This window comes from Ramlibacter sp., from assembly GCF_035706265.1.
In the GTDB taxonomy this organism is placed as follows: Bacteria; Pseudomonadota; Gammaproteobacteria; order Burkholderiales; family Burkholderiaceae_C; genus Ramlibacter.
This window is the reverse complement of sequence record NZ_DASSVG010000239.1, coordinates 1-4,569: the sequence shown is the minus strand read 5'-3', so window position 1 is coordinate 4,569 and position 4,569 is coordinate 1. Positions and strand designations below refer to the sequence as shown.

General features: G+C 74.2%; 5 protein-coding genes. 2 read left to right on the top strand and 3 right to left on the bottom strand.

The window, feature by feature from the left end:
- From VFM98_RS09020 to VFM98_RS09010, 3 genes are all read right to left on the bottom strand, one after another.
- On the bottom strand, nucleotides 1–1,877 hold a 1,877-nt coding region (locus VFM98_RS09020), incomplete at its 3' end, for an acetate--CoA ligase family protein (RefSeq protein WP_325109585.1).
- Complete coding sequence (locus VFM98_RS09015) at nucleotides 1,874–2,089, bottom strand: DUF2892 domain-containing protein (RefSeq protein ID WP_325109584.1); 216 nt, start codon at nucleotides 2,087–2,089, stop codon at nucleotides 1,874–1,876. The genes VFM98_RS09020 and VFM98_RS09015, both read right to left, overlap by 4 nt.
- 16 nt (nucleotides 2,090–2,105) lie before the next feature.
- A complete protein-coding gene (locus VFM98_RS09010; protein WP_325109583.1) occupies nucleotides 2,106–2,561 on the bottom strand; it encodes an RT0821/Lpp0805 family surface protein in 456 nt (151 codons plus the stop codon).
- A 240-nt stretch (nucleotides 2,562–2,801) separates the two neighbouring features.
- Here VFM98_RS09010 and VFM98_RS09005 point away from each other — a divergent pair, with 240 nt between their 5' ends.
- Together VFM98_RS09005 and VFM98_RS09000 are read left to right on the top strand one after the other, a co-directional pair.
- Entirely contained in the window at nucleotides 2,802–3,173 is a 372-nt protein-coding gene (locus VFM98_RS09005) for a hypothetical protein (RefSeq protein WP_325109582.1), read from the top strand.
- Nucleotides 3,174–3,226: 53 nt separating this feature from the next.
- Nucleotides 3,227–4,569, top strand: a 1,343-nt coding sequence (locus tag VFM98_RS09000; RefSeq protein WP_325109581.1) for a thymidine phosphorylase family protein, incomplete at its 3' end; no start/stop codon positions are given.

The following is a 4,569-nucleotide window of genomic DNA, read 5'->3' as shown; positions in this document are numbered from 1 at the left end:
TCCAGCGTGCGGTCGCGGTGCAGCTCCACCGCCGTGCCGCCTTCGCCGAACAGCAGCACCGGGCCGAAGACCGGGTCTTCGGTGATGCCGGCGATCAGCTCGCGCCCGCGCCCACCCTGCAGCATCTTCTGCACGGTGAAGCCCAGGATGTGCGCCTGCGGCGCCGCCACGGCGATCCGGTGCCGCATGGCGATCATCGCCTTGCGCAGTTCGTCGCCGGAGGCGATGCCGAGCGCGACACCGCCGGCATCGGACTTGTGCAGCAGCTGCGGCGAGACCACCTTCAGCGCCACCGGGTAGCCCAGTTCCTCGGCCGCATCCACCGCTTCCTGCGCGTCACGCACGCGCCGGGTCGGCACGGTGGCGATGCCGTAGGCCTGCAGCACCTCCTTCGCCGCCGCCTCGTCGAGCCATTCGCGGCCCTGGTGCAGGGCGGACTGCAGCACCGCCTCGGCCGCGGCGCGGTCCACCGCCGGGGCGGCGGGATCCGCATCCGGCAGCTGCATCAGCAGTTGCTGGTGACGGTGGTACTGCACCAGCTGCATCCAGGCCGCCACCGCGTGTTCCGGCGTGCCGCGGCAGGGGAAGCCGGCATCGGCGGACAGGCGCCGGGCCGCGTCCACCGTGGCGCCGCCGAGCCAGCAGGCGAGCACCGCCTTGTCCGCCGCCTGCAGCAGCGGCAGGCAGGCCTGCGCGATGTCGACGGCGGGCACCACGGCGGTCGGCGCGTGCAGGAACAGGATGCCGTCCACCTCCGGCGCCGCCAGCAGCGTGCGCAGCGCATGCACGTAGCGCTGCACCGGCGCGTCGCCGACGATGTCCACGGGATTGCCGCGCGACCACGTCGCGGGCAGGCCCGCGTCCAGCGCCTGCAGCGTGGCATCGGACAGCGGCGCGAGCTGCCCGCCCGCCAGCGCCAGCGCGTCCGCCGCCAGCACGCCGGCGCCGCCGCCGTTGGTGAGCACCACCAGCCGCTCGCCCCGCCACCTGGGCGGATGCGCCAGGGTGGCGGCGGCGTCGAACAGCGCTTCCAGCGTGTCGACGCGCAGCAGGCCGGCGCGCCGCACGGCGGCATCGAACACCGCGTCCGAGCCGGCCATCGCGCCCGTGTGCGACGCGGCGGCGCGGGCGCCTTCGGGCGCGCGGCCGGCCTTCACCACGATCACCGGCTTGTTGCGCGCCGCGGCCCGCGCGGCCGCCATGAACTTGCGCGCGTGCTTCACCGATTCCATGGTCATCAGGATCGCGCGCGTGCCGCCGTCGCTGGCCAGGTAGTCGAGCAGGTCGCCGAAGTCGACGTCCGCGCTGTCGCCCAGCGAGACGAAGTGCGAGAAGCCGATGCCCTGCGCGTTGGCCCAGTCCAGCATCGACGTGGCGAGCGCGCCCGACTGCGTGACGAAGGCGATCGCGCCCGGCAGTGCCTGCCCCGGCGCGAAGCTGGCGTTGAGGCGGCTGCGCGGCACCAGCACGCCGATGCAGTTGGGCCCCAGGATGCGCAGCAGCCCGGGCCGGGCGGCATCGAGCATCGCCTGTTGCAGCGAGCGCCCGTCGGCCCCGGGCTGGCGCAATCCGGCCGTGAGCACGACGGCCGCGCGGGTTCCGCGCGCGGCCAGCGCCTCGATCACTTCGGGCACCGCCTCCGCCGGCGTGCACACCACCGCGAGCTCCGGCGTCTCCGCCAGCGCCGCGATACCGGCGTGGATGCGCAGTCCGTCGATCTCGCCCTCCTGCCGGTCCACCAGCCACAGCGGCCCGCGGAAGCCGCCCTCGCGCAGGTTGCGCAGCACCAGCGCGCCCAGGCTGCCGGGACGGGCGGACACGCCGACGATCGCCACCGAACGCGGCGCGAACAGCGACTCCAGGTTGCGCACGCTCATCGCGTGGACCTTCCGGTGCGCCGTCCGGTGCGCAGGCCCAGCAGGTGGTAGAGCGGGCACCAGCGGACCATGGCCGTCAGCATGGGAATGAGGCCGAGATAGCCCCAGGGACCGATCAAGCCGCTGCCGGCCAGCACCAGCAGCACGAAGCCGGCGGACAGGCGCAGCCACTGGTCCACCGGGCCGATGTTCTCGGGGGGAAACCTGCGCATCGCTCGCTCCCTGCGTTCACGGCTGCGCGCGCCAGCTGCCATCCGGCTGCCGGCAGGCGGTGCCGTACACCTTCTGCAGCCGGCCGCCGATCACCGCATCCATGGTGTATTCGCGGCACGGCCCCTGCGCCGACGCGTACGTGCGCGTGGGCACGACCGTGTATTCGGCGCCGGTGTCCGGGTTGCGCCAGTGCGTGCGCGTGCCGGTGGGGTTGGACTCCAGCACCTGCGCCGTGCGCAGGCGGTCCGTCTGGTCCATCGAGCGGCCGATGCTCTGGCCGATGGCGCCGCCGGCGATCGCGCCCACGATGGTGGCGGCCACGCGCCCGTCGCCCCCGCCGATCTGGCTGCCCAGCAAACCGCCTGCGACGGCGCCGATCACCGTGCCGGCCTGTTCCCTGGGGATCTCCGACGACGTGCCGCAGCCGGCCAGCAGGGCCGCCGTCAGTGCGATGACAACGAATGTCTTCATGATGTTCTCCGCCTGCCGCGCGCATGCGCGCCCTCTGCTTCTTTGTGGCGCATGGGGCGGGACGCAACTTGCGCCAGCGCAAGTTCGCTGCGCCTTGGGGCAGCTGCTTAAGCAACGGCTACCTTGCTTTCCTTAGGCAAAGAAGGCAGCGCGCGCGAACGCGTTCTTGCGCTGCGTCATGCGGCTCGCCGACCGGGCATTGCATCCTCTTGCCGTCGAGGAGAACAGGGAGAGCAGTCCATGCCGCGCCAGCCGGTCCGCATCGAAATCGCGGCGATGCCGCACGCCAAGGCCGTGGAGGCCGCAGCCAGACGCCGCATGCGCGGCATCGAGGCGCTGTATCCCTCGGTGCTGGAGTGGTACGCGCGCAGCGAGCCGCCGCGGCACGACGGCCAGGACGCGCGCTGCGCCGCCCTGGTGCGCGCCCGCGTGGTCGGCGGCCGCACCCTGAGCGGCGACGGCCACGGCCACGACGCCCTCGCGGCGCTGCGCCTGGCCTTCAACGCGCTGGAGCAGGAACTGGAGGAAGACCAGGCCAGCGCCCGCGCGCGCGCCGCGGCCTGGCTGGCCGCCGTGCGCGGCCGCATGCGCGGCTGGTCGGACTGCCGCTGACGGCTGTCAAGATGCGGGCCGCCGTCCCCCCCTACAGTGGGACAGGAGCCGCCATGCCCGCGACCGACAGCACTTCCGGCCGCCTGCGCCTGCGCAGGGTCGGCATCGACACCTACCTCGAACCGGTCCTGTACCTGCACCGTGACGACCCGGTGTGCCGCTCGGAAGGCTTCGAGGCCCAGTCGCGGGTCGAGGTGGCCCTCGATGGACGATCGGTGGTGGCCACCCTCAACGTGGTCGCCGGCAACCTGGTGGCGCTCGGCGAGGCCGGCGTGTCGGAGGCCGCCTGGCGGGCGCTGGCCGGTGCCGAAGGGGCGCTGGTCACGCTGCGCCACCCGCCGCCGCTGGAATCCGTGGGCCACGTGCGGGCCAAGATCCACGGCCGCAAGCTCACGCCGGCGGCGCTGCACGCGGTGATCGCCGACGTGGCCGCCGGCCGCTATTCCGAGCTGCAGCTCGCCGCCTTCGTGACCGCCTGCGCCGGCGACCGCCTGGACGCCGAGGAGACCGTGGCGCTCACGCACGCGATGCTCGATGCCGGCGAGCGCATCGAGTGGGGCGGCGGCCTGGTGATGGACAAGCATTGCGTCGGCGGCCTGCCGGGCAACCGCACCAGCATGATCGTGGTGCCCATCGTCGCGGCCTGCGGGCTGCGCATGCCGAAGACCTCCTCGCGCGCGATCACTTCGCCGGCCGGCACGGCGGACGCGATGGAAACGCTCGCCCCGGTGGCGCTGGACCTGCCGGACATCCGCCGCGTGGTGGAGCGCACCGGCGGCTGCATCGTGTGGGGCGGCGCGGTGCGCCTGAGCCCGGCCGACGACGTGCTGATCCGCGTCGAACGGCCGCTCGACCTGGACAGCCAGGGCCAGCTCGTCGCCTCCATCCTGTCGAAGAAGGCGGCGGCCGGCGCCACCCACGTCGTGATCGACATGCCCGTGGGCCCGACGGCCAAGGTGCGCAGCCCGCAGGCGGCGCAGGCGCTCGCGCGCCAGCTGCGGCAGACCGCGCAGGCCCTGCGCCTGCAGCTGCGCGTGGTGCAGACCGACGGCACGGCGCCCGTGGGGCGCGGCATCGGCCCCGCGCTGGAGGCGCGCGACGTGCTGGCGGTGCTGCGAGGCGACGCCGGGGCGCCGGCGGACCTGCGGCAGCGCGCCCTGCTGCTGGCAGGCGAACTGCTGGAGTTCGGCGGCGTGGCCGGCCAGGGCGGCGGAACCCGCATCGCCGCCGAAGTGCTCGCCCATGGCCGGGCCTGGCGCAAGTTCCAGGACATCTGCGAGGCCCAGGGCGGCTTGCGCGAGCCCCCGCGTCCGGTGTGCAGCCAGCCGGTGGCGGCGGCGCGCAGCGGCTGCGTGGTAGCCATCGACAACCGCCGGCTGGCCCGCATCGCCAAGCT

Coding starts and splice junctions, on each gene's coding strand:
- VFM98_RS09005 (WP_325109582.1), top strand. CDS start 2,802: ATGCCGCGCCAGCCGGTCCGCATCGAAATCGCGGCGATGCCGCACGCC.
- VFM98_RS09010 (WP_325109583.1), bottom strand. CDS start 2,561: ATGAAGACATTCGTTGTCATCGCACTGACGGCGGCCCTGCTGGCCGGC.
- VFM98_RS09015 (WP_325109584.1), bottom strand. CDS start 2,089: ATGCGCAGGTTTCCCCCCGAGAACATCGGCCCGGTGGACCAGTGGCTG.